The organism is Nitrospiria bacterium, assembly GCA_035517655.1.
Classification (GTDB): domain Bacteria; phylum Nitrospirota; class Nitrospiria; order JACQBZ01; family JACQBZ01; genus JACQBZ01.
In genome coordinates, this window is the sequence record DATIYJ010000044.1 from 51,973 (window position 1) to 75,380 (window position 23,408).

A 23,408-nucleotide genomic window follows, 5' to 3' on the forward strand; every position below is an offset into this window, starting at 1 on the left:
GCAATACAGACCGTGGGCCTGTTCACGCGTTCAGGATGAAGACCCCAAACAGACCCGGCGTTCACATTCCGAGGGAGAGGATGCTGGAGTAGGCATGAAAAGAGAAACGGGGGTGGACGAAATCAAAAAAACATGGGATCTTTACACGGTATGCTCTCCGGAGTCTTTCGGTTCCAACTTTTCAAGCCAGGCGTCAAGGTTTTCGCCCCCCCTTTGCTTGAAGACTTCCTCCGCAACGTAAAGCGGCACATGGGTTCGGAGCGCCAGGGCGATGGCATCGCTGGGACGGGCATCGATGCTCAGCAGACGTCCGTGCGACTCGACATAGACCAACGCATAGTACGTATTGTTTTTGATCTCCGTAATGATCACCTTCTGGACCCGAAGACCGAGATGATCCAGAATGTTCTTGAGCAAATCATGCGTCATCGGGCGGGTCGGCAGGACCCCGTCCAAGGCAAACTTGATCGCGCTCCCCTCCACGACCCCGACCCAGATGGGCAAGACCTCCTTATTGTTATCCGCCCGCAGCAGCACAACCTGGGTTTCGGTTTTTGGATCGGTCAGCACGCTCTGAACGTTTAGCTTAATGTCCATCGAAATCCGCCGCCTCTTCGTTAAAATGGAAGTCGCTCAATCAAACCGTCGCTCGCAATCGCCATCGTCTTCTCAAAACTGGAAGGAACCCATGGGAAAATCAATACGACATAACCACGACTTTCACCAACGCCTTCCCAAAGGATCTCACCTTTTTCGGCATCCCAAACGCGGCCGGTCAACTTGACCTCGGTCGCCCCTTCGTCCATTTCGAGTTTTTGCAACTCGGTCAAGAGCAGGAATCGGGTTCCAACCGCCTTCCCGATCCGCTGGAGCGGCTCCTGACGGGGAGGTTGTTCGACGGAATATCCTTTCACCAGATCTTCATACACCGATCCGAGATCGGCCTCTCGAATCCGCTTAAGGCTTTCATGAGGATCAATCCATGGCTGGCCACCGCGACGCCGCTGAAAGCTCTCCAGAAAGATCGCGTCCGCCGTGGAAAGGTAATCGCGGACCGAATGCCGGCCAAAAAGTGGAAGAATCCCCAGGGCTTGTTGTTCAAATAACTTCGATGGAAGACCGACCTTGCGATAGGATTCCTTCGAAAGATCATCGATCGTGGCGCAACCCAGAACCAGCCCACCCATCAAGCAGGCCAAAAGCCCCGACCAGATCCAGATACGATTGAAAGGAATCATCCCGTTTGCTCACGCATCCGAGACCCCGCCCGCCGTACGCTGCGGCTCCTCTCCTGTCTATGCGTCGTATTTTCCAAAGTCCTCCGGACGAAGATTGTCCAACCAGCGATCGATTTCTTCCGTGCTGTGCCTCTGAATGACGGTGTCGGTTGCAAAAATGGGGGCGTCCACCCGGAGGGCCAGAGCGATGGCATCGCTGGGACGGGAATCGATCGTGTATTCAGAATCCCCGTAATAAACATGAATCTTGGCGAAATACGTATTGTCTTTAAGATCCGTTATGACAACGCTGATCACTTTGGCATCGCTGTTTTCCAAAATGTTTTTGATCAGATCATGCGTCATGGGACGGGGGGTAAAAACGCCTTCCAACGCGAAACTGATCGCACCGGCTTCCGGCTTTCCGATCCAGATCGGCAAAACTTCCTTTTCCTGCTCGTCGCGTAGAATAATAATGAACGCGTTATTGAACGGGTCGTACATCAACCCCCTGACTTTCATTTGAAGCACGGCGCGCCTCGTGAATCCGTTTATTCCGTGAAACCCATGCCGAATTGGCTCTCGGCGAAACACCATAGCTTATCGAAAATATAATATATAATAATAGCGGGGTTATTTCAATACGTTTTTTTGCCAGTTTCAGGCCGAACAATTCCCTCTCTTTTTCATGAATTATCCAAGAGTTGTGATTTAACCGCGGGGCGACTTAACGTCCTTGACATAGACTTTTTTAAACAGCTATAATCATTCCCTATGTGAGGTTAATGATGAATGTTCTTTTTTTCCAAATCACGCTGGGCTGCTATTTTTTCGGCACCGTGACTTTTCTCGTTTATTTACTCGCCGGCAAAAAGGAATCGTTTTCCCGGTTTTCACTGGTCTTCACCGGAATTGGTTTCGGATTCCACACCGTTACCCTGTTAAACAGGATGATGGAGGCCGGTTACGTATCGCTGACCCGTCTTTTTGATGCGATGGCCTTTTTCGCCTGGGCGCTGGTCCTCGTTTTTCTACTCGTCGAGGTCCGCTTTCGCATTCACATTCTGGGTTCTTTTGTCCTGCCGTTGGCGCTGATCTCGCTGTTGTCGGGCGCCGTGCTTCCAACAGAATTGCGGCCTCCGGATACCGCGATGCGCACGGCATGGGTCTATACCCACACCGCGCTGTCCCTTTTGGGCGCCGTGGCCTTCGCCATCGCCTTTTTAGTCGGTGTCATGTATCTCATCCAAGAACGATTGCTCAAATCGAAGCAGTTCAACAATCTTTACAACAAACTTCCGTCGCTGGATTTCCTGGATGATTTGAACCACAAAGCCGTCATTTTGGGTTTCGGCCTTCTCACCTTGGGAATCATCATCGGCGCATGGGGGGCGGGCTACGTCTCGAACTGGTACTGGGACCCACGTGAGATTTTCACTTTGGCGATCTGGTTGTTTTACCTGATCGTTCTGCACGGACGAATCACGGTCGGATGGCGGGCTAAGAAAGCCGCCTATCTGGCCATCATCGGTTTCGTCGGAGTGGTCTTCTCGTTTGTGGGTGTTGACCTGGTTTGGAAAGGGCAGCACGCCTTCATCTAATCATGACCTAGATCCTTGGCCAATACCTCTTAGCGTGTCTACGCAGCGATCCATGCGAGCGAGAAGAGGACTCCAAAGGCCAAACCTTTGGAGGGGGCGATGCAGGCCCTCGTTATGGAGTCATCGTTGGACATTATTGTTGTCGGATTAAACCACAAAACCGCACCGATCGAAATCCGCGAAAAGTTCTCGATTTCCGATGCTCAGCTCCGAGAAGCCCTGATCCGGCTTAAATCCTATCATGGAATCGATGAGGGATTGATTCTTTCGACGTGTAACCGGGTGGAGGTCTGCGCGGTGGTCCAGCAGATTCAGACCGGTTTCCAGCGGATCAAAGAGTTCTTTGAAGACTACCATGCCGATCTGTCTCCCGAGCAATGGAACGCCAGCCTCTACCTGTATTCGGCCGACGAAGCCATCCGTCACATCTTTCGCGTCGCCTCCAGCCTGGATTCGATGGTGATCGGAGAACCGCAAATTCTGGGACAGTTGAAAGACGCCTTCGATATTGCCCTGCACCAAAAGGCCACGGGCGTGATCCTTAACAAAGTTTTTCGAAAGGCGATCTCGGTGGCCAAGCGGGTTCGCACTGAAACCAAAATCGCGGAGAACGCGGTCTCGATCAGTTTCGCCGCCGTGGAACTGGCCAAGAAGGTCTTCGGGCGACTGGAAGGAAAGGAAGCTCTGCTCATGGGGGCCGGAGAAATGGCGGAACTGGCCGTGCGCCATCTTGTGGACAACGGCGTTGGGAAGGTCATGATCACCACGCGCAATTTCGACAATGCCATCGAGTTGGCGAAACGGTTCGACGGGATCCCCCTCCGGATCGAAGAGTTCCCCCGGTATTTGGCCGAGGCCGATATCCTGATCTGTTCCACGGGGGCATCGCAATACGTTATTTCCGAAGAACACATCGACAAGGCCATCCAACGTCGCAAAAACCGCCCCATTTTCCTGATCGACATCTCCGTTCCCCGAAACATCGACCCGAACGTGAATCGGATTGACAACGTTTTTCTGTACGACATCGACGACCTCCAGTTGATCGTGGACGCCAACCTGGAAGGCCGGCAAAAAGAGGCCTTGAGGGCGGAAGGAATCGTTTCTGAAGAATTGCAGGCGATCAACAAATGGCTTAAATCGCTGGAGGTGATTCCGACGATCACGGCCCTCCGCGAAAAGGCCGAGGAGATTCGTCGACTGGAAGCGAACAAATTCATCTCAAAGCTGGGCAGCCTTTCTCCCGAACAACGGGAAGCGGTTGATGGTTTGGTCGCCTCCATTATCAACAAACTCCTTCATTCTCCGCTTGTGGCCTTAAAAGACGAAGCCCGTTCAAAAAACGGCGCTCAGTACGTTGAAGCCGTCCGCCGGTTATTCAATCTGGATAAAGATCTTCACCGCCACCCCCAGCCCGCAGCCCCCGATAAAGACGACTCGGGCGAAGACGCATCAACGGAATAATGATGTGACCAGCATCCCGGGCCCGAAACGAAACAGAAAATCGAAGGGCCGCCGGATGAAGAAAAGGGCGTGAAATCAGTCTATGTCGCAGAAACTCATCATCGGCACGCGGGGAAGCACTCTGGCCCTCTGCCAAGCGAGCTTGATCAAAGAAGAGATCGAAGCGGCCTTCCCCGATCTGGACGTGCGACTAAAAAAAATCAAGACGACCGGAGATAAAATTACGGATGTTCCCTTGGCCAGGGTGGGTGGAAAAGGTCTGTTTGTAAAAGAAATCGAGGAAGCCTTGTTCCACGAAGAGATCAGTTTGGCCGTCCACAGCATGAAGGATGTTCCCGCCGTCCTCCCGGAAGGACTCCATCTGGCCGCGATCACCCGTCGTGAAGATCCGCGAGACGTGGTCATCGCTCGAAGCGGGAAACGTCTAATGGATCTGCCGCGCAGGGCTCGAATCGGCACCAGCAGCCTTCGCCGACAATCCCAAATCCGCCATCTCCGTCCGGATTTCGAGATCGTTCCGCTGCGGGGCAATCTTGACACGCGCATTAAAAAGATCGAGAAGGAAGGATTGGACGCGGTCGTTTTAGCAGCGGCCGGGATCCGTCGTATGGGATGGGAAGACCGGATCACGGAATATCTCGACCCCGAACTCTGCGTGCCGGCCATCGGCCAGGGGGCATTGGGGTTGGAATGCCGGGTTTCGGACAAAGACGTAAATCCGATGCTGGTCCGATTCAACCATGCGATCACCAGCCGGTGCGTACGCGCCGAACGGGCTTTCTCAAAACGGCTGGAAGGCGGCTGCCAAGTTCCGATCGCCGCCTATGCCCAGATCCGAGACGAGGAACGTATGGTCCTGGAAGGCCTGGTGGCCAGCGTGGATGGAAATCGGGTGATTCGTGACGGGATCGCCGGCGACCCCGAACAGCCGGAGATGTTGGGCCTCGATCTTGCGGAACGGCTTCTGGCGCAAGGTGCGGATGCCATCTTACGGGAAATTTACCAATGAACCCATGCGGCCCATTAAACAAACGGGAAGAATCTATCTGATCGGTGCCGGACCCGGCGATCCGGGCCTTTTAACGATCAAAGGCAAGGCCTGCATCGAACAGGCGGATGTGATCGTCTACGATTACCTGGCCAACGAGGAATTTCTTCGATACGCCCGACCTCAGGCCGAACGAATTTTCGCGGGCAAAAAAGGCGGAGAGACCCATCTCGGGCAGGGAGACATAAATCGCCTGCTCATCGAAAAAGCGCGGCGAGGGAAGATCGTGGTCAGACTCAAGGGGGGCGACCCCTTTATTTTCGGTCGAGGAGGAGAAGAAGCCGCCGCCGCAGCCGCCGCCGGGATTCCGTTTGAAATTGTTCCCGGCGTAACGGCAGCCGTCGGCGTGCCGGCGTACGCCGGCATTCCTCTGACTCATCGGGATGTCGCCTCCCTCGTCACGTTTGTGACCGGGCATGAAGATCCGGACAAACGGGACGGCTATGTGCCGTGGAACCAACTTCCCGACCGGGGAACACTGGTTTTTTTTATGGGCCTGAGCAACCTGGCCGAGATCGCGCGGCAACTGATTCAACACGGCCGAACGCCCCAGACACCGGTGGCGGTCGTTCGCTGGGGAACGAAGCCGGAACAGCGAACCGTGGTCGGAGTGCTGGAAAATATCGTCGAGAAAGTTCAGACCGAAGCGCTCAGGCCGCCGGGGCTGATTATCGTGGGGGAGGTGGTAAAATTGCGGGAGCAACTCAATTGGTTTGAAGGCCGGCCGTTATTCGGGAAGCGAATATTGGTGACCCGGGCAAGGGATCAAGCGACCGAGTTTACCGATCTCCTCAAACTCTATGGAGCCGATCCCGTCGAATTTCCCACCATCGAGATTGTTCCTCCCGAGTCGTGGGAAGCCTTGGACGGCGCGATCCGCGACATCGAGGGATACCACTGGGTGATCTTCACGAGCGTCAACGGAGTCCTGTACTTTCTGGAACGACTCCGGAACGGCGGCAAGGACGTCCGCGCGTTGAAGGGAATCAAACTCTGCGCCATCGGTCCCCGAACCGCCCAGGAGATCGAGCGCATGGGAATACGCGTGGACTTGATGCCGGACGACTACGTCGCCGAGGCCTTGATCGAGCAGATGGGCCGGAAGGACTTGAGGGACCAACGGATCCTAATTCCGAGAGCCGAAGTGGCCCGCGACGTCCTGCCGGACGCCTTGACCCGGATGGGCGCCCGCGTGGATGTGGTGACGGCCTATCGCACCGTGCGCCCGACCCGCGACCTGGCCTGGGTCAAAAATCTTTTGCAAGGCCGTCAGATTTCTGTTATAACATTTACCAGCTCGTCCACCGTCAGAAATTTTGTCGAGATGTTCGAGCCGGGAGAGGCTCGGCGACTCTTAAACAGCGCGGTGGTGGCCTGCATCGGGCCGATCACAGCTAAAACGGCCGAAGAGCATGGATTGTCCGTGCATATTTTACCCAAAGATTCCACCATTCCCTCTCTGGCGCAGGCAATCGTGGAACATTTTACAGTTCAACCGACCTGATAAGGCCTCAAGAAGCGATGTCGTTCCCCCAATCACGTCCGCGAAGACTCCGACAATCCCCCCTCCTCCGGAAAATGGTCCAGGAAACGGCGCTTTCCGTCGGAAATTTCATCTATCCCTTATTCGTCACCCACGGGAAAGGGGTTCGCAAAGAGATCACCTCGATGCCGAACACGTATCAGCTTTCGATCGATTATCTGGTCAAAGAGGCCCAGGAAGCTCGGCGCCTGGGGATCCCGGCCGTCCTATTATTCGGCATTCCCCGAAAAAAGGATAAAAAAGGGTCGGAGGCTTATGCTCCGACCGGCATCGTCCAGCAGGCCGTGAAAGCCGTCAAAGATCGTGTGCCGGACCTCGTCGTGATCACGGATGTCTGTCTTTGCGAGTATACCAGCCATGGCCATTGCGGCATCGTGAAAGAGGGTCGCGTCCTGAATGATCCGACACTGGAATTGTTGGCCCGCGAAGCCGTTTCCCACGCCGAGGCCGGAGCGGATCTGGTCGCGCCTTCCGACATGATGGACGGTCGGGTCAAGGCGATCCGCACAGCCTTGGACCAAGCAGGCTTTGAGATGACGCCGATCTTGTCGTATGCGGCCAAATACGCCTCGGCCTTCTACGGACCGTTCCGCGAAGCCGCCGAATCGACCCCTCAATTCGGGGACCGCAAATCGTATCAAATGGATCCGCCCAACGTGCGCGAGGCTCTGCGGGAAGTCTCGATGGACATCGAGGAAGGCGCCGACATCGTCATGGTCAAACCGGCGCTCCCTTACCTCGATGTGATCTATCGTGTCCGGAGCGCCTTCAATGTTCCAGTGGCCGCCTACCACGTCAGCGGAGAGTATGCGATGCTCAAAGCGGCCGCTCGATTAAAGTGGCTGGATGAGGATCGGGTTATGCTTGAAACGCTCACCTCGATCCGACGGGCGGGCGCGGACCTGATTCTGACCTACTACGCCAAAGATGCGGCCCGGCTTCTACGGTCCTGAGAGGACGATGCGTATTCGTGGAGATTATTCGGAATCACACCAGTCAAGGTCGGAAGGCGACTTTCGCGGTCGTGGCCATCGGCAATTTCGACGGAGTTCATCGGGGCCACCAGGCCATTCTCAGCCGGACGGTTGATCGGGCCAAGGCCGCCGGAGGAACGGGTATTGTATTGACCTTCGACCCGCATCCCCTGAAGGTGCTGGCCCCCACACTGGATCTGAAGTTTTTAATGACCTTCGGGGAGCGGCTGCATTGGATCGAAATGATTGGAATTCAACAGGTCAGGGTGGTGTCCTTCACACATGCTTTCGCCAACCTGACGCCGGCCCAATTTGCTCAAAACGTTCTCCGGGACGACTTGGGGGCGGAAGAGATATTTGTGGGTTCACGGTTCGCGTTCGGCAAAGACCGGAAGGGAACGGTCAGTGATCTTGCGTCGCTGGGGAATGACTTGGGATTTCAAGTGCACCCCGTGGAGGCGGTGTCTGTCGCAGGGTCTCCGGTCAGTTCGTCCCGCATCCGTCAATGCCTGCTGGACGGCCGGGTCTCCGCTGCACGGGAACTCCTGGGACGTGCTTACTGTCTCGAAGGTCGAATCATCCCCGGCGCCCGACGGGGACGCACCCTGGGATACCCGACCGCGAATTTTCGGCCTCCGGGCGAGTTGGTCATTCCGTGCAACGGGATTTACGCGGTGCAGGCCGAAATCAACGGCCGGATATTCAACGGCGTGACCTATATCGGGACGCAACCCACTCTGGGGTCTAAGGAGCGGATGGTGGAGACCCATCTATTCGAGTCCCAGCCGGATTTATACGATCAGCACCTCCGGGTAAGTTTTGTAGAATGGATTCGACCCGAACAAACATTCCAGGACCAGAGGGCATTGGTCCGTCATATGGAAGAAGATATTCACAAAGCCAAGGCGATCTTGGCGGCCACTCCGGTGTTTTAAAGTCTCTCGCTCGCCGGCGAGCGAGAGGGGAGGCTCCATCCGGCCAGGCCGGTGGAGAGCGAGGATCAGGCTTCGCCTGTCCGGGCTCGGGGTCTGGGGGCATCGGAGGAGCGACAGCACCGCACAGGGCCCCCAGAAAAGATTATTGGCGACGTGAGCCCCTTTTAATAATAGAAAGGACCATGGATGGAGCGAATCTTCGGCCGGCCGATCATTACACAGGATGAAATGCAGAAACGAATCCGGGAACTGGGCAACCAGATCACCCTTGATTATGCCGACAAAAACCTGCTCATGGTGGGCGTACTCAAAGGGGCCTTCGCCTTCTACGCGGATCTCGTCAGGGCCATCCGTCTTCTGCTCCGCGTTGACTTCATCGTAGTGACCACCCGGCCCACCCAAAAGCGGTCGGTCGCGGGTAAAATCAAGATTCTTTCGGATACGGCCGAAGAGGTGACCGGACAGGATGTCCTTCTCGTGGAAGACATCGTCGATTCTGGAATGACGGTGAGTTTCTTGAAGAAGCAGCTGCTGGCCCGGAAACCCAAGTCGCTTAAAGTTTGCACGCTTTTGGATAAACCGGAGCGCCGCAAGGTTCGGGTTTCAATCGACTACGTGGGCTTCACCATTCCGAACAAATATGTCGTTGGATACGGGTTGGATTACCAGAACCGTTATCGTAATCTTCCGTACATTGCGGTCATGGACAAGGTCTCGGAAGCTGAGGAGCTTTTCTATTGGCAAGAATAATAAAGCTGTGTTAAAATGATTTTCATTGTTTCCTCACGTTGCAGCGGAGCAATTGTTCGGAATGCGAACGAGAAGTTAAGGAGGTTTTTGTAGTGAGCTCAAGAATGAAAAATATGGTCTTTTGGCTGCTCGTGGGCCTTTTTATGATCTTGATGTTCCATCTTTTTCAGGCCCCGAGTCAGTCGTTGGAAGAAGAGATTATTTTCAGCGATTTCATGACCCGGTTAGACAAGGGAGAAGTCACCGAAGTTACAATCAAACCCAATCAAATCAACGGCGTTTTAAAAGACGGGAATAAATTCAAGACCTACACGGTGGAATATCCCGACCTCGTGAAGCTTCTGCGGGATAAGAATGTGAAGATCGTGGCCAGACCGCCGGAAGAGAGTCCATGGTATATCACCTTTCTTGTGACTTGGGGGCCTTTCGTCCTGTTCCTGGTGCTCTGGTTTTTCCTGATGAGACAAATGCAGATCGGGGGCAATAAAGCTCTTTCTTTTGGAAAAAGCCGGGCCCGTCTTCTGACCGAAGACCGCAAAAAAGTCACTTTTGCAGACGTCGCCGGAATCGATGAAGCGAAAGAAGAAGTGACGGAGATCATCGAGTTCTTGAAGGATCCGCCCAAATTCCAGAAATTGGGGGGACGAATTCCCAAAGGGGTACTGATCGTGGGTCCGCCGGGGACGGGCAAGACCCTTCTCGCCAAGGCCATCGCCGGTGAGGCGGGAGTACCTTTCTTCTCGATCAGCGGGTCCGATTTTGTCGAGATGTTTGTCGGGGTCGGGGCCTCGCGAGTTCGGGACCTGTTCGAGCAGGGCAAAAAGAACGCCCCGTGCATCATCTTCATTGATGAAATCGACGCGGTCGGACGACTCCGGGGAGCGGGTCTGGGCGGGGGCCATGATGAACGCGAGCAGACCCTGAACCAGTTGCTGGTGGAAATGGACGGGTTTGAAACAAGCGAAGGCGTTATTCTGATCGCGGCGACAAACCGACCGGATGTTTTGGATCCGGCGCTACTCCGCCCCGGCCGGTTCGACCGCCAGGTTGTGGTATCCCGTCCCGATGTCCGAGGCCGTTTGGATGTGCTTCGGGTCCACACGAAACGCTTTCCCCTGGGCAAAGACGTTAACCTCGAAGTAATCGCGCGCGGGACCCCCGGTTTTTCCGGCGCGGACCTGGCCAACCTGGTCAACGAAGCCGCGCTTTTGGCGGCCCGGATGGATAAAAAGGTCGTCGAAATGTCCGATTTCGAGGCGGCCAAGGACAAGGTCCTGATGGGCGTTGAACGAAAAAGCATGGTCCTGAACGAGGAAGAGAAGCGCACGACGGCTTATCACGAAGCCGGACATGCCTTGGTCGCCCGAATGATTCCGGGAACGGACCCGGTTCACAAGGTAACCATCATTCCCCGCGGACGGGCTTTAGGCCTGACGATGCAGTTGCCGACGGACGACCGGTACACATTCCCACGCGAGTTTCTCTACAATAATATCGCCATTCTGATGGGAGGCCGCGCGGCCGAAGAGATCGTTCTCAATCGCATCACGACCGGTGCCGGCAACGATATCGAACGCGCGACGGACCTGGCCCGAAAGATGATCTGCGAATGGGGCATGAGCGATAAGTTGGGCCCCTTGACCTTCGGAAAAAAAGACGAAGAAATCTTCCTCGGTCGCGAGATCGCGACCCGACGCGACTACAGCGAAAATACCGCGATCGAGATCGACAACGAGGTCAAGCGGCTGATCATGGACAATTACGAGCGAGCGAAGAACATTTTACGGGAGAACATCAAGGCGCTGCGGGCCATTGCGGAGGCCCTGCTGGAAAAGGAGGTTTTGGACGCACCCGAGATCGACAAGCTCATCGAAGGGGCTTCCGCATAACCGGTATCGCTCCTGCACCCAAATCTGCCCCGCCTTTTTTTCATCCTCACTTGATCGCTTTCCGCCGGCTTCGGGATGGAGGAGGATGGATTGACGTTACAACCCTTGCAACAATCATCCGGTAAGAATCCGACGTCGCATCTTCAAGGCCCCGGTCTGGATCTATCTCTCGGACCGCGAACCCTTTTGATGGGCATCCTGAACGTCACCCCAGACTCCTTTTCCGATGGCGGCCTCTATCTAAAAACGGATGAAGCCGTCCGGCGGGGAGAAACCCTGGCGGACGAGGGCGCCGATCTGATCGACATCGGCGGGGAATCCTCCCGGCCCGGAGCGGATCCGGCGCCGGTGGAGGAAGAAATCCAGCGCGTGGTGCCGGTGATCGAGCGCCTCGCGAAACGGCTCGCGATCCCGATCTCGATCGACACCCGTAAAACCGAGGTGGCCCGGCGGGCTCTCGCGGCCGGGGCCAGGATCGTCAACGACATCAGCGCGCTGCGCTTCGATCCGGAAATGGCCCCCCTCGTGGCGCAAGAAGGTGTTCCGGTTGTGCTCATGCATATGCAGGGAACGCCGAAAACCATGCAGGCCCGTCCCGTCTATACCGATGTCATCCGTGAGATTCGCGATTTTTTTGAAACCCGGATTCAATGGGCCGAACAGTCCGGAATATCTCGAAACAGCATCGTGTTGGATCCGGGCATCGGTTTCGGGAAAACGGCCGAACACAACCTGGAAATCCTTTCCCGGCTGGGCGAACTCGGGGCGAGCGGCCGACCGCTTCTGATCGGCCCTTCGCGCAAATCATTCATCGGCCGAGTCCTGGGGCTGCCGGTTGAAGAGCGGCTTGAGGGAACGGCGGCGGCCGTGGCCGTCGGGGTCCTGAACGGGGCTTCCATCGTCCGTGTCCACGACGTCAAAGCCATGGGGCGCGTGGTTCGAATGGTCGAGGCCATCGAGCGGGTCCGACATGCGTGAGGTCCTGTTGAACATACGGTGGCAGGATATTCTTGACATCGCCATTGTCGCGACGGTGTTGTATTGGTTGTTTCTGATCCTGAAGGGCACACGCGCCCTGAAGATGCTGGTGGGATTGACGTTGTTGCTGCTGGCCTCCGTCCTATCCAAATCGGCGGACCTCTATACGGTGGATTGGCTTGTGACGAGCTTCTGGGCCCAGGTGGTGCTTGTCATCGTCATACTTTTCCAGCCTGAAATCCGCCGGGCACTCGCCCAAATTGGCCAAACCCCGTTCGGTCGAAACATGAGCACCAGTGAAGAGTCCCGCACGCTGGAAGAAATCATCCGCGCGGTCGTCTCGATGGCCAACAAGCGGATGGGGGCTATCATCGTCCTTGAAAGGGAGATCGAGTTGAAGGATATCGTGGAGGTCGGCGTGGCGGTCGACGCCAAGCTCTCCAAGGAACTGCTTCTGAGCCTCTTCATGCCCTATTCGCCGCTTCACGACGGCGCCGTGATCATCAAGGGCGACCGGCTGATCGCCGCCGGATGCTTCCTGCCGTTGACGCTGAGCTCGGACATCAGTAAGATGCTCGGCACCCGCCATCGGGCCGCGATGGGAATCACGGAAGAGACCGACGCGGTCGTGATCGTCGTATCGGAAGAAAGCGGGTCGATTTCGGTCATCATTGCCGGGAAGTTGACACGCGAACTGGACGCGGCCGCCCTCCGGCGGGTCCTGAACCGGATCTTCCTGCGGGAAAAGCGGGAAGGGCTGGCGATTGTTGAACGGCTGAAGGAGTTTTTTCCGGCCCGATCCAAATGATTCTGAATCAACTGAAGGCCCTGTTGCTGGACAACTATCTGATCAAGATCGCCTCGCTGGCCTTCGCGGTCGTCCTCTGGCTCTACGTGAATGCGAAGGGCGGAGTAGAGATGGAAATGACGGTGCCGTTGGAATTGAAAAACCTCCCTCCCACTTTGGTCGTCGTTGGAGACATGATCGACGATGTCAATGTCCGGATCAAAGGCCGTGAACGGATTCTGCAGAGAATGACTGGGCGCTCCGTCAGCGCCGTTTTGGATTTGACGGGAGCCCGGGAAGGCGATAACGTTTATTTTTTGGATCCCTCGGTCATTGCGGTCCCCTCCAATATTCAGATTACTTGGATTAACCCTCGACGGGTCGTGGTCCGCACGGAAGCCCTGTTAAAAAAGGCGGTCCAGGTCTCCGCCAGGGTTTATGGCGCGCCCGCCGCGGGCTTCCGGATCGGCAGGGTGGATGTAACGCCGGCGTGGGTCACGGTCGAGGGCGCGCGAAGCGTCGTCGATCCGCTCACTCAACTCCTGACGGACCCGATCGATGTCACCGGTATACGGAAAGTCCTCGTCCGCGAGACCAGGTTGAACCTTCTGGGGAAGAACCTCCAGGCGGATGTCAAAGAACCGATTCAAGTGAAGATCCATGTCATCAGACAAAACTAAAATGAAACCCGGTCGGACTAAAAAATTATTCGGCACGGACGGCGTCCGCGGAATCGCCAACCAGGAGCCGATGACCTCCGAGATGGCCATGAAATTGGGTCGGGCGGCCGCCTACCTGTTCAAGAACAAAGCCGGTCGGCACCGTATCGTCATCGGAAAAGACACCCGGCTGTCCGGCTACATGCTTGAAAGCGCATTGACCTCCGGAATCTGTTCGATGGGCGTGGACGTGCTTCTGGTGGGCCCGTTCCCCACCCCCGGCATCGCTTTTCTCACGCGGAGCCTTCGCGCGGACGCCGGCGTTGTGATCTCGGCCTCCCATAATTCGTTCGAGGACAACGGAATCAAGTTCTTCTCCCGGGACGGGTTGAAACTTCCGGACCGGATGGAGCACGAGATGGAAGAGCTCATCTTCTCGGGAAAGATTGACTCCATTCGCCCGACGGCGGATGAGATCGGCAAGGCCTTCCGCGTCGACGACGCGGAGGGGCGATACATCGAGTTCGTTAAAAGTTCCCTCCCGAAGGGGTTGACCCTCCAAGGATTAACGGTGGTGGTCGATTGTGCCAACGGCGCGGCCTACAAAGTCGCTCCGACGATTCTTCGGGAGCTGGACGCCAAGGTGATCGTTCTGGGCGACGAACCGAACGGGATGAACATCAATCAGGGCTGCGGCTCCACGCATCCGGAAGTGATCCAGAAAGCAGTGAGGGAACAGCGCGCGGACGTCGGCGTCGCGCACGACGGCGATGCCGACCGGGCGATCTTCACCTGTGAGAAAGGCCGCTTGGTGAACGGAGATCAAGTGATGGCGGCCCTGGCCGTGTCCCTGAAAAAGATGCGTCGGCTCAGTAAAAACACCCTGGTCACGACCGTGATGAGCAACATGGGCCTGGATCGGGCCATGAAAACGGCCGGTATTCGCATCGTGAAAACCGCGGTCGGAGACCGGTATGTGCTGGAACGGATGCTTCGGGACGGTTACAATTTCGGCGGTGAACAGTCCGGCCATTTGATCTTTTTGGATTACAACACCACCGGCGACGGACTGATCACATCCTTGCAAGTCCTCGCCATGATGAAGACCACCGGGAAGCCTCTCTCGGAGCTGACCAAGGTCATGACGAACTTCCCCCAAGTGCTCGTGAATGTCCGGGTCAAGGAACGGCTTGACCTGTCGTCCCTGCCCAAGGTCAGGCAGCACATGGATAAACTCGAAAAGAAACTGGACGGTTCCGGACGCCTCCTGGTCCGCTATTCCGGGACCGAACCGTTGGTCCGGATCATGATCGAAGGCGAACGCGAACCGGAAATCCGGAAATGGGCCGACGACCTTGCACAAACCATCCGGAATGCCGTCGGCACCGGAGGGTGAGTTCCAAATAGACAAACAAAAGCGGTTTGTGGTATAGCTTTTACGGAGGGAAACCCATGACCTTCGGACAACGGGCGCTGGTCTTCACTACATTGGTTTTCATTACAGCGGCGGGGCTTCTCCCGGAGATCGCCGGCGGGCAAGGATTTGATCAGGTCTTATCCAGCAAGCACAACGTGCTTCCGGCCGGGCCCGCTTCCACGATGGAAACGGTCTGCGGCTCCTGTCATATTAAAGCCAACGCGACTCAGGCCGTCCCGGCGTGGGATAAGGAGAATCCGACCAAGGCCTTCCATACAAGTCACGTTGCGCTTCCGCCGTTGGGAAAGGGAACACCCGACACAAAACCATTCGGACCTTCGTTTGACTGCTTGACGTGCCACGACGGCGTATTGGGAAACAACATCCATCAATTGGGATTTTCCGGCCCGGCGGCGACCTATAATCCCCAGGCCGTGGAGGCTCTGCAGACCGGTCTTCGAACCTCGGACCATCCCGATTCGATCCTGTACCCCCGTCAACCGGACGGAAGCATGATCGCCGATCGGCCGGATCCAAAGCTCAGAAGGTACTGGTCGATTCCCGACCGTGACGACAACGGCGTGGTCTTGCCGACCGGCCCCCGCTCCGCGGCGTTGAATCTGCAAAACATCGACCCAAATGACCCGGCGGCCGCTTCGGCATTGGTTCGGACCTTCCGAGGGGTCATCCATTGCGATTCCTGCCACAACCCTCACAATAACGACACCCGCCCTTTTCTCCGCGCCCCCAACAAGACACTCTGCTTGGTCTGTCACGACCGGTAGTTGAAATTTCTAAGTCATCGCCGATTGCCGCAGCCGCCGCAGAACCGTCTTGGAGGTCATTCCATGGATCTGAACCCACTTTTGTCGGGAGCGAGCGCCCCGGATGATCCGGATCCGACTTTGAGGAATTTGAAAGAGTTCCGCCAGAAAGATCCGGCAGGCCTCGTTCGCGGCTCCTTCAACCGGGGGAGCCATTAAACGTAACCGTAACGCACCGTCATGGATGCCGGACAACTCCTGCCGAGAGGCTTTGGGTTGTACCCAAACCTTGAGAACAACGCCCTCTTTCGATTCACGCAGATCGAGCGGCGGGATATCGGGCATGGTGTATCTTCACCACCTTGACGTTGGGAAACGGTTTTCGCTGTTTCTGCAGCAAGCGCAAGTAGCCTTCAATCACATCCCGGATGTTACCCAACACCTCGTCCTCCGAACGCCCGAGGGCGGAACATCCGGGCAGTGCCGGAACCATGGCCATATAGAGCCGGTCCTTTTGGGTGATGTACACGTCGTAATGCATCTTCACCTCCATGACCAGTCCTTGTTATTGCCTCTATGTCTTCGGTTTTAACAGGCGGATATTGTCGTCCCGTTCCTCTTCCGTTCGGTCTTTCTTCCCGTTTTTGTCCTCTTCACGATCCTCGAGCTCCACCACCCGTTGGAAGATTTTGATCGTGGACCGGATCTTTTCCAAAAACACGAGCCTCTGCTTTTGAAGATCGAGGATGTCCCGTTTGATCGCGATCATTTCTTCACGGGCCAGATGGATCATCCCTTCCGCTTTCAGTTCCGCTTCCTTGACGATCAACTCCGCGTCCTTCTGGGCGGCGTGCTTCATTTCCTCCACCAGGTCCTGGGCCTTCATCAAGGTGTTGTTCAAGGTCGCTTCCTTCTTTCGCAACTCGGCCAATTGATTTTCCGATTCGGCCGTTTTTTCACGAAGGGCGTTGTTTTCCCGGACCAGCGCTTCGTAGTCTTCGGTAATAGCGTCGAGAAAGCCGTCCACTTCCTGCCGGTCGTAGCCCCTCATCCGGACCTTGAACCCGGCCTGCTGAATATCCAAAGGTGTAATCTTCATCCCCGTCCCCTCCCTGCTGATATCCGTTGAACCCCGCGGCGCTTGGTTACTGCAACCTCAGGGCCAATTGATACAAACTTCCCACTAAAAAACTCCTCAAAAAGATAAGAATCAGGATCACGATCAACGGCGAAAGATCAATACCCATATTATACACCGGCAGGAGCCGACGGATGGGATTCAGCACCGGCTCCGTGACTTTGTAGAGGAACTGGACGATCGGGTTATAGGGATCCGGATTGACCCAGGAAATCAGGGCCCGGACAATGACCACCCACATATAAAAATTCAACACAAGGCCGATCACCTCCGCGACGGCCGTAACCAGGTTGGCGGCGATAAACATTTCTATTCCGGTCTCCCTCGGTTCCCCTCCGGATTTCTCCTCGGGCCGAAAATCGCGGTTCCAACACGAATGAGGGTCGCCCCCTCTTCGATGGCCACCTCAAAATCGTCGGACATTCCCATCGACAGTTCGCGAACGGGCCATCCGGCCCTCTTCAACGCCTCCGCTTTTTCACGAAGCCACCGGAAATAGGTCCTGGACCGTTGCGGATCGATGGACGGCGGCGGAATCGTCATCAGACCTTCGAACGCAAGATGCGATAAAGCCGCCGTTTCCTGAGACAAGCGGTCCACCTCTTCCGGCAAAACCCCGTGCTTGCTCGGTTCACGGGATACGTTGACTTGAATCAGCACCCGTTGTCGAAGCCCGAGCCGTTCGGCCCGTCGATCAATCTCTCGGGCCAATTCGGGACTGTCCACCGAATGAATCAGATCAAACACGCCGACAGCCTGCTTGACTTTGTTCCTTTGGAGGTGACCGATCAAATGCCATCGGATCGCGCCATCCATGGCCTTGATCTTCGGCAGGGCTTCCTGGACTCGGTTCTCTCCCAGGGCCGTCGCCCCGGCCGCCACGGCCTCCCGGATTCGGTCGCCGGTCGCCCCCTTGGTCACAACCACCAGACCAATTCGAGCCGGATCGCGCCCCGACCGTTCCGCCGCAGCGACGACCCGCTCCCGAACCCGTCGCAGGTTTGTGGGGATCGATTCATTCATCACACCATCCGGCAAGAACCCGCCAACGGTTTGACCCGGCCTAGACATGCGCGAACGATCGAAAACGATCATGGGCAAATCATAATCCCGCTGATCATTCCGCCGGACGCGTTCCCGTCGCGCCGGTAGGAATAGAAGCGTTCCGGATGACAAACGGTGCAGGCTCCGGCTGCGATAATCCCGCCGGGCGCGACCCCGGAAGCCGTCAGTTGACGGACATTCAAGCCGACCAGGTCCAACATCGCCCTGCCGTTCCCTTTTTCCCGGACCACTTGTTTCCAATACTCGAACCGCTCGCGAAGCGGGTCCAACACCGGCCCGTCCACTTCATAACAACAAGGCCCGATCGCCGGCCCGATTCCGACCCAAAGATCGCCGGGACGGCTCCCGAAGGATGACCCCATGGTCTCAACGGTCTTGGATGCGATCGCCTTAAGCGATCCCCGCCAGCCCGCATGCACGGCCGCGACGACCCTGCGCACCCCGTCCCAAATCAAAATCGGAAGACAGTCGGCCGTCCGAACCGTGATCGCCAACCCGGCCCGGTTCGTGATCATCGCGTCGGCTTCCCGTTCCGGAACCGATGAAACGGCCGATGGGGCCGAATCGATGACCCAGATGGAATCGCCGTGCACCTGACGAACGGATGCGACCCCGTCTTTTTGAAGATTGAACTGCCCTCTCAGAATCTCCAGCGGACGAGGGCCGCGAAGACCAAACAGGGCTCGCCATGGCGGATTCCGGTCCGGCGCGGGCAGTTCGAGGGCACGATGACCCTCTATTTCGAGTACGTGAAATGACACCGCCGTTCCTTGAACCATTCTACTCAATTCAATCCGCCTGTTTTCGCAAAAAGGTCGGCACGTCCCATTCGTCATCGACATTGAGACCGTTCGGCGGATAGCCGCTGTTCGCCACCTTGCGGAGAAATGCGGGCCGATCCAGGCTCTTCGAAGGCACCGGCTTGGACGCCGCCGCTTTGACGGGTTCTTCCCGAATCAAGTCCTTCTCGAAACCGGTCGCGATAACGGTGACGATCACGTCCTCCTTCATCTGTTTGTTGATCACCGAACCGAAGATAATATTGGCCTCGGGATCGGCCGCCTCCTGAATAATCGTGGAGGCCTCGCTGACTTCGTGGAGGGACAACCCTTCGCCTCCGGTAATGTTGAGGAGCACGCCTCTCGCCCCGTGGATCCCGCCTTCTTCAAGCAGGGGACTGGAGATCGCCTTCTGGGCCGCCTCCACCGCGCGATGATCGCCCCGGGCGAACCCCATTCCCATCACGGCCCGCCCCATGTGAGCCATGACGGTCCGGACATCGGCGAAATCCACATTGACCAAACCGGGCGTCGTAACGAGATCCGCAATGCCCTGAACGGCCTGGCGAAGCACATCGTCCACGATTTTGAAGGATTTGGGCACCGACGCGGTTTTGTCCACGATCGAGAGAAGCCTCTGGTTCGGGATCACGATCAGCGAATCCACCACCTTCTTTAATTCGTTGATGCCCTCCTCGGCACGACGCATCCGAAGCGCCCCTTCAAATTGAAAGGGCTTGGTCACGACGGCCACGGTCAAGGCTCCCAGTTCCCGGGCGACGTTCGCGATAATGGGCGCCGCGCCGGTTCCGGTTCCTCCCCCCATCCCGGCCGTCACGAAAACCATGTCGGCTCCTTCCAGCATCTCACGAATGCGTTGGACGTCCTCCAAGGCGGCCTCACGACCCACGCCGGGATCGGCCCCGGCCCCGAGCCCCTTGGTCAATCGAGCGCCGATCGGGAGGGTTGAAGGCGCTTTGGACAGGCTCAAGGCCTGGACGTCGGTATTGGCCGAAATGAAATCGACTCCCGCAAACTTGGAAGCGATCATCGTGTTCACCGCGTTGCATCCGCTGCCCCCGACCCCGATCACCTTAATCTTGGCCGGTTTGATCTCGGCCTCTTCAAAGAGAATCATGCGCTACCTCCTTTTGTTATGTACTAAAATTGTTATGTACTAAAAAAATTCTTGGACCCATTCCCGCATCCGACCGGCGACTTTGTGGAAGAGTCGGCGATCCCTGAACCGCCGTACGTCCCGCTCCCCTTGGGTCTTGAGCGCATAGAGGATCAATCCCACTCCGGTGGCATACATCGGATTGTTGACGATGTCCGCCAATCCGCCGAGGTTGATCGGGGAGCCCAGGCGAACCGGCAGATCCAAGACCCGCTCGGCGACCTCCACCATCCCCCTCAACGTGGAACTCCCCCCCGTGATCACGACTCCCGAGGCCACCCGCTCCTCATAACCCGTCCGTTTGATTTCCCGGCCCACCAGTCCGAAGATCTCTTCGGCCCTCGGCTCGATGATTTCGGACAGGATCTGCCGCGACAGAACCCGGGGCGGACGCCCCCCGACGCTGGGGACCTCGATCGTTTCATCCTCCTTCACCATCGAGGTCATCGCGCAGCCGTATTTGATCTTGATCTTCTCGGCCTCGGCCGCCGGCGTCCGAAGCCCGATCGCCACGTCCCCCGTCAGATGATTTCCGCCGATCCCCAACACCGCCGTATGCCAAATTCCCCCGTCGACAAAGGTCGCGATATCGGTCGTCCCCCCGCCGATGTCCACCATCGTGACGCCCAGGTCCTTCTCTTCCGGAGTTAAAACCGCCTCGCTGGACGCCAAAGGCTGGAGGATGATGTCGACCACTTCCAGCCCGGCCCGGTTCACGCTCTTGATGATGTTCTGCGCCGAAGTCACCGCCCCGGTGATGATATGCACCTCGGCTTCCAAACGGACGCCGGCCATTCCCAGGGGATCTTTGATTCCGTCCTGATCGTCCACGATGAACTCCTGCGGCAGGACATGCAGGACTTCGCGGTCCAGGGGAATCGCCACGGCCCGGGCGGCGTCGATGACGCGTTCCACATCCGCCTGGTTCACCTCCCGCTCTTTCACGGCGATGACGCCGCGGCTGTTGAAGCCCTTGATATGCCCGCCGGCGATCCCGGCATAAACAGACTGGATCTGAACCCCGGCCATGAGTTCGGCCTCCTCCACCGCCTTTTTGATCGACTCCACCGTGCTTTCGATATTCACCACCACGCCCTTTCGGAGTCCGCGGGACGGACTGGTGCCGATGCCGATCACGTCGATGCCGGGAAGACCGTCCGACCGGGACGAGCCTTGGATCTCGCCGACGATCGCGCAGATCTTCGTCGTGCCGATGTCAAGGCCTACGATGATATTTTCTCGTTTCGCCAATTCCGATGACCTCCTTTCCGATGCCGCCCGCGCCGACGCGGGACGGGTCATTGACCGGGAATCCGTCGTTCGCGCTTCATCGGACAATCACCTGATCCGGAAACCGCAAATCGACTTCTCGAACCTCCTCATGCCGCCGCTCGATCTCCCCCGCGACCGACAGGAAACGCCGCCACTTCTCGTCAAAAGAGCCCTCCCCGAACCGAAGCCAGTATCCATGCCGCTGAACCCGAATGTCGTCCCAGCGTCCGATTTCAAGATCCAGCCCTTGATCCGCAGACGAAGGCGCCGCCCGTAAAATTTGAAGGGCCGAGCCGAAGCGTTGGACGGCGTCGGCAGCCCCATCCCGCAGGGAAGCCGCTTCGAGGCCATGGATGACGGGAAGCCGCGACCAGTGGAACGGGATCTCTCCGCCGTTCGGCCATTGTTCCAGGATCGTTCCGGTCTCATCCACGACCGCCCCGGCCTCCCGACCGGCCAAGACAGCCACGGGACGACGTTCCGTCACATGAACGGATAACGTGTCCGGATATTCCTTGCGCAGGTTCACATCCTTTATCCATGGCTCGGCCAACAAAGCCCCCTTCAGGGCAACAAGATCCAGATCAAGCAGACTGGCCCCCGATGAAGAACGGAGGCGTTCGAGGGCTCCGATCTTTTGCGGCCGTTCCCAACCCACGGTGCGGACCTCTTGAAGGGCAAACAGGTTGGAATGCCTCATGCCGTTCGTCACGGCGTTCCACCCCCATACGCCCGCGGCGAGGATACCCGCCGGCGGAAGGACGTACAATAAAAGCTTCGTGACGCGGAAAACCGGCCCGGACCATTGGGATCCGATCCCGCGCCATCCCGACCGTTGTTTTCTCAAAACGCCCGTCTTCTCCCGAGTCCCCGCGGAAGACCGGTTTAATTTTTTTCTGGAAAGATGGTATCGATACATCACTTTCGCACCTTCATATCCCCGAGCCCGTACGGGGCGGTCGCTCCTCCGACGCGACCGGGCCCCGCGGCAGCCCCGGGCAACGCTTGTTGGCTACCTTTCGATGGTCGAGTGCAACGCCGATTGCACGATCTTAGCCACCAATTGATCATAGGCAATCCCGGCCGCCGCAGCCGCCTTGGGAAGGAGGCTTGTTTCGGTCATGCCGGGAACGGTATTGATCTCCAACACAAACGGACGGCCGCTGCGATCGACACGAAAATCGACCCGACTGCATCCTCGGCACCCGATGATTCGGTGCGTCTTCAGCGCCAACGCCTGGACCTCCCGCGTGACCTCCGAGGGAAAACGGCCGGGCACGATATAGTCCGTCATTTCCTTTGTGTACTTGGCCTCGTAGTCGTAAAAGGCCCCCTTGGGAACGATCTCGATCAACGGGAGCGGGGTTTCATCCAAAATCCCGGCCGTCACCTCGTGTCCCTCGATGTATTCTTCCACCAGAATCTCTTCACCGTGCCGAAACGCCTCCCGATAGGCCGACTCGACGGAGCCCCGGTCCCGGACGATCGTAACCCCGATCGTGGATCCTTCCGAGGACGGCTTCACCACCACAGGACAGTCAAGCCCGGCCGGAATTTCCTTAAAATCGTCGGTCGACAGCCGGGTCGATCGAAGGACCGAGTATTTTGGAGTCGGCACCCCGTCGGCTTGCAGAAGCCGCTTCGTCATCCCTTTGTTCATTCCGATGGCGCTGGCCAGCACACCCGAACCCGTATAGGGAATCCCCAGGATTTCGAGCAGCCCCTGAATCGAGCCGTCCTCCCCTCCGCGTCCATGAAGGGCATTCACCGCCAGCTCGATCTTCTCCTGGCGGAGCCGCTCGGCCACCGTTTCATTAAGATCGATCGCCACGACCGTGCAACCCTGCCGACGGAGCGAGGCCTCCATGGCCCGGCCGCTTTTCAATGAGATCTCCCGTTCGGCCGACTTCCCGCCCATGAGGACGGCGATCTTTTTGTTCGTGACCATCGG

The 23,408-nt window shown here is 57.3% G+C and carries 26 protein-coding genes; 13 read left to right on the plus strand and 13 right to left on the minus strand.

Translation table 11 applies throughout. The features are described from left to right. Positions 1–141: 141 nt before the first annotated feature. The 3 genes from VLY20_08540 to VLY20_08550 are packed head-to-tail and all read right to left on the minus strand — an operon-like array spanning position 142 to position 1,739. Positions 142–597 carry a bifunctional nuclease family protein gene (locus tag VLY20_08540; GenBank protein HUK56687.1) on the minus strand — a complete coding sequence of 152 codons (456 nt, stop codon included), beginning with the start codon at positions 595–597 and terminating at the stop codon, positions 142–144. A 20-nt stretch (positions 598–617) separates the two neighbouring features. Then, positions 618–1,238, minus strand: a complete 621-nt coding sequence (locus VLY20_08545) for a hypothetical protein (GenBank protein HUK56688.1) — start codon at positions 1,236–1,238, stop codon at positions 618–620. A 57-nt stretch (positions 1,239–1,295) separates the two neighbouring features. After that, the gene (locus VLY20_08550) at positions 1,296–1,739 is read right to left on the minus strand and encodes a bifunctional nuclease family protein (GenBank protein ID HUK56689.1); all 444 of its coding nucleotides are present in this window, start codon (positions 1,737–1,739) and stop codon (positions 1,296–1,298) included. Positions 1,740–2,002: 263 nt separating this feature from the next. Here VLY20_08550 and ccsA point away from each other — a divergent pair, with 263 nt between their 5' ends. The 13 genes from ccsA to VLY20_08615 all read left to right on the plus strand — a co-directional run bounded on the left by ccsA (position 2,003) and on the right by VLY20_08615 (position 16,047). After that, positions 2,003–2,818 carry a cytochrome c biogenesis protein CcsA gene (ccsA, locus tag VLY20_08555; protein HUK56690.1) on the plus strand — a complete coding sequence of 272 codons (816 nt, stop codon included), beginning with the start codon at positions 2,003–2,005 and terminating at the stop codon, positions 2,816–2,818. A 126-nt stretch (positions 2,819–2,944) separates the two neighbouring features. Continuing rightward, positions 2,945–4,282 (plus strand): glutamyl-tRNA reductase, encoded by a 1,338-nt coding sequence (gene hemA / locus VLY20_08560; GenBank protein ID HUK56691.1) that lies wholly within the window; start codon positions 2,945–2,947, stop codon positions 4,280–4,282. An 82-nt stretch (positions 4,283–4,364) separates the two neighbouring features. Then, positions 4,365–5,291: a hydroxymethylbilane synthase gene (hemC, locus tag VLY20_08565; GenBank protein ID HUK56692.1), complete on the plus strand. Its 927-nt coding sequence runs from the start codon at positions 4,365–4,367 to the stop codon at positions 5,289–5,291. A gap of 4 nt (positions 5,292–5,295) precedes the next feature. After that, positions 5,296–6,834, plus strand: a complete 1,539-nt coding sequence (cobA, locus tag VLY20_08570; protein HUK56693.1) for a uroporphyrinogen-III C-methyltransferase — start codon at positions 5,296–5,298, stop codon at positions 6,832–6,834. Positions 6,835–6,851: 17 nt separating this feature from the next. Next, entirely contained in the window at positions 6,852–7,826 is a 975-nt protein-coding gene (gene hemB / locus VLY20_08575; protein ID HUK56694.1) for a porphobilinogen synthase, read from the plus strand. A gap of 17 nt (positions 7,827–7,843) precedes the next feature. Further along, the gene (locus VLY20_08580; GenBank protein ID HUK56695.1) at positions 7,844–8,782 is read left to right on the plus strand and encodes a bifunctional riboflavin kinase/FAD synthetase; all 939 of its coding nucleotides are present in this window, start codon (positions 7,844–7,846) and stop codon (positions 8,780–8,782) included. Positions 8,783–8,968: 186 nt separating this feature from the next. Beyond that, positions 8,969–9,532: a hypoxanthine phosphoribosyltransferase gene (hpt, locus tag VLY20_08585; protein ID HUK56696.1), complete on the plus strand. Its 564-nt coding sequence runs from the start codon at positions 8,969–8,971 to the stop codon at positions 9,530–9,532. Between the two features lie 104 nt (positions 9,533–9,636). Continuing rightward, entirely contained in the window at positions 9,637–11,421 is a 1,785-nt protein-coding gene (ftsH, locus tag VLY20_08590; GenBank protein HUK56697.1) for an ATP-dependent zinc metalloprotease FtsH, read from the plus strand. Between the two features lie 90 nt (positions 11,422–11,511). Continuing rightward, positions 11,512–12,399 (plus strand): dihydropteroate synthase, encoded by an 888-nt coding sequence (gene folP / locus VLY20_08595; GenBank protein ID HUK56698.1) that lies wholly within the window; start codon positions 11,512–11,514, stop codon positions 12,397–12,399. Next, positions 12,392–13,207 (plus strand): diadenylate cyclase CdaA, encoded by an 816-nt coding sequence (cdaA, locus tag VLY20_08600; protein HUK56699.1) that lies wholly within the window; start codon positions 12,392–12,394, stop codon positions 13,205–13,207. Before folP ends, cdaA begins: the two co-directional genes overlap by 8 nt. After that, the gene (locus VLY20_08605) at positions 13,204–13,866 is read left to right on the plus strand and encodes a CdaR family protein (protein HUK56700.1); all 663 of its coding nucleotides are present in this window, start codon (positions 13,204–13,206) and stop codon (positions 13,864–13,866) included. Before cdaA ends, VLY20_08605 begins: the two co-directional genes overlap by 4 nt. 1 nt (position 13,867) lies before the next feature. Continuing rightward, the gene (glmM, locus tag VLY20_08610) at positions 13,868–15,241 is read left to right on the plus strand and encodes a phosphoglucosamine mutase (GenBank protein ID HUK56701.1); all 1,374 of its coding nucleotides are present in this window, start codon (positions 13,868–13,870) and stop codon (positions 15,239–15,241) included. Between the two features lie 56 nt (positions 15,242–15,297). Continuing rightward, positions 15,298–16,047, plus strand: a complete 750-nt coding sequence (locus tag VLY20_08615; protein HUK56702.1) for a cytochrome c3 family protein — start codon at positions 15,298–15,300, stop codon at positions 16,045–16,047. A gap of 9 nt (positions 16,048–16,056) precedes the next feature. Here VLY20_08615 and VLY20_08620 read toward each other — a convergent pair whose 3' ends face one another. The 10 genes from VLY20_08620 to VLY20_08665 form a co-directional block, all read right to left on the minus strand. Continuing rightward, positions 16,057–16,371 carry a DUF167 domain-containing protein gene (locus VLY20_08620; protein HUK56703.1) on the minus strand — a complete coding sequence of 105 codons (315 nt, stop codon included), beginning with the start codon at positions 16,369–16,371 and terminating at the stop codon, positions 16,057–16,059. Then, complete coding sequence (locus VLY20_08625) at positions 16,340–16,579, minus strand: type II toxin-antitoxin system HicB family antitoxin (GenBank protein ID HUK56704.1); 240 nt, start codon at positions 16,577–16,579, stop codon at positions 16,340–16,342. The genes VLY20_08620 and VLY20_08625 overlap by 32 nt, the downstream gene beginning before the upstream one ends. A gap of 21 nt (positions 16,580–16,600) precedes the next feature. Next, the gene (locus VLY20_08630) at positions 16,601–17,125 is read right to left on the minus strand and encodes a DivIVA domain-containing protein (protein HUK56705.1); all 525 of its coding nucleotides are present in this window, start codon (positions 17,123–17,125) and stop codon (positions 16,601–16,603) included. Between the two features lie 46 nt (positions 17,126–17,171). Then, positions 17,172–17,471 (minus strand): YggT family protein, encoded by a 300-nt coding sequence (locus tag VLY20_08635; GenBank protein HUK56706.1) that lies wholly within the window; start codon positions 17,469–17,471, stop codon positions 17,172–17,174. 2 nt (positions 17,472–17,473) lie between these two features. After that, entirely contained in the window at positions 17,474–18,187 is a 714-nt protein-coding gene (locus VLY20_08640) for a YggS family pyridoxal phosphate-dependent enzyme (GenBank protein ID HUK56707.1), read from the minus strand. 68 nt (positions 18,188–18,255) lie between these two features. Beyond that, the gene (gene pgeF / locus VLY20_08645) at positions 18,256–18,990 is read right to left on the minus strand and encodes a peptidoglycan editing factor PgeF (GenBank protein HUK56708.1); all 735 of its coding nucleotides are present in this window, start codon (positions 18,988–18,990) and stop codon (positions 18,256–18,258) included. 28 nt (positions 18,991–19,018) lie between these two features. Further along, positions 19,019–20,146: a cell division protein FtsZ gene (gene ftsZ, locus VLY20_08650; protein ID HUK56709.1), complete on the minus strand. Its 1,128-nt coding sequence runs from the start codon at positions 20,144–20,146 to the stop codon at positions 19,019–19,021. A gap of 39 nt (positions 20,147–20,185) precedes the next feature. After that, entirely contained in the window at positions 20,186–21,436 is a 1,251-nt protein-coding gene (gene ftsA, locus VLY20_08655; protein HUK56710.1) for a cell division protein FtsA, read from the minus strand. 76 nt (positions 21,437–21,512) lie between these two features. Further along, on the minus strand, positions 21,513–22,376 hold the full coding sequence (locus tag VLY20_08660; protein ID HUK56711.1) for an FtsQ-type POTRA domain-containing protein: 864 nt from the start codon (positions 22,374–22,376) through the stop codon (positions 21,513–21,515). A gap of 93 nt (positions 22,377–22,469) precedes the next feature. Then, a complete protein-coding gene (locus VLY20_08665; GenBank protein HUK56712.1) occupies positions 22,470–23,405 on the minus strand; it encodes a D-alanine--D-alanine ligase in 936 nt (311 codons plus the stop codon). Between the last annotated feature and the right edge of the window lie 3 nt (positions 23,406–23,408).